Source organism: Mesorhizobium atlanticum (assembly GCF_003289965.1).
Classification (GTDB): Bacteria; Pseudomonadota; Alphaproteobacteria; order Rhizobiales; family Rhizobiaceae; genus Mesorhizobium; species Mesorhizobium atlanticum.
The window spans coordinates 1-1,177 of the sequence record NZ_QMBQ01000026.1 but is presented as its reverse complement, the minus strand read 5'-3'; the positions used below and the strand labels follow the sequence as shown (position 1 = coordinate 1,177).

Genomic DNA, 1,177 nt, shown 5'->3' with positions numbered 1-1,177 from the left:
ATGGCAAAAGGTAAATTCGAGCGCACCAAGCCGCATGTGAACATTGGCACGATCGGCCACGTCGATCATGGCAAGACGTCGCTGACGGCGGCGATCACGAAGTATTTTGGCGAATACAAGCGCTATGACCAGATCGACGCGGCGCCGGAAGAGAAGGCGCGCGGCATCACGATCTCGACGGCGCATGTCGAGTATGAGACGGCCAACCGTCACTATGCCCACGTCGACTGCCCCGGCCACGCCGACTATGTGAAGAACATGATCACCGGTGCCGCCCAGATGGACGGCGCGATCCTGGTCGTGTCGGCCGCCGACGGCCCGATGCCGCAGACCCGCGAGCACATCCTGCTTGCCCGTCAGGTCGGCGTGCCTTCGATCGTTGTGTTCCTCAACAAGGTCGACCAGGTCGACGACGCCGAGCTGCTCGAGCTGGTCGAGCTCGAGGTTCGCGAGCTTTTGTCGAAGAACGAGTTCCCCGGCGACGACATTCCGATCGTCAAGGGCTCGGCGCTGGCCGCGCTTGAAGATTCGAACAAGACCATCGGCGAGGACGCCATCCGCGAGCTGATGGCCCAAGTCGACGCCTACATCCCGACCCCAGTTCGTCCGCTGGACAAGCCGTTCCTGATGCCGATCGAGGACGTGTTCTCGATCTCGGGCCGCGGCACGGTCGTGACCGGCCGCGTCGAACGCGGCGTGGTCAAGGTCGGCGAGGAACTGGAGATCGTCGGCATCCGTCCGACCGCCAAGACGACCTGCACGGGCGTCGAGATGTTCCGCAAGCTGCTCGACCAGGGCCAGGCGGGCGACAACATCGGCGCGTTGCTGCGCGGCATCGACCGTGAAGGCGTCGAGCGCGGCCAGGTTCTGGCCAAGCCGGGTTCGGTGAAGCCGCACAAGAAGTTCGTGGCCGAAGCCTACATCCTGACCAAGGACGAGGGCGGCCGTCACACGCCGTTCTTCACCAACTACCGTCCGCAGTTCTACTTCCGCACGACGGACGTGACGGGCATCGTGACGCTGCCGGCCGGCACCGAGATGGTGATGCCCGGCGACAACATCACCGTCGACGTCGAGCTGATCGTGCCGATCGCGATGGAAGAGAAGCTGCGCTTCGCCATCCGTGAAGGCGGCCGCACCGTCGGTGCAGGCATCGTCGTCACCATCAAGGAATAAT

Annotated in this window: 1 protein-coding gene; it reads left to right on the top strand. The window is 63.8% G+C overall.

Going from position 1 to position 1,177, the window contains the following annotated elements; translation table 11 throughout:
• Nucleotides 1-1,176 carry an elongation factor Tu gene (tuf, locus tag DPM35_RS32080; RefSeq protein ID WP_040983039.1) on the top strand — a complete coding sequence of 392 codons (1,176 nt, stop codon included), beginning with the start codon at nucleotides 1-3 and terminating at the stop codon, nucleotides 1,174-1,176.
• Nucleotide 1,177 lies beyond the last annotated feature (1 nt).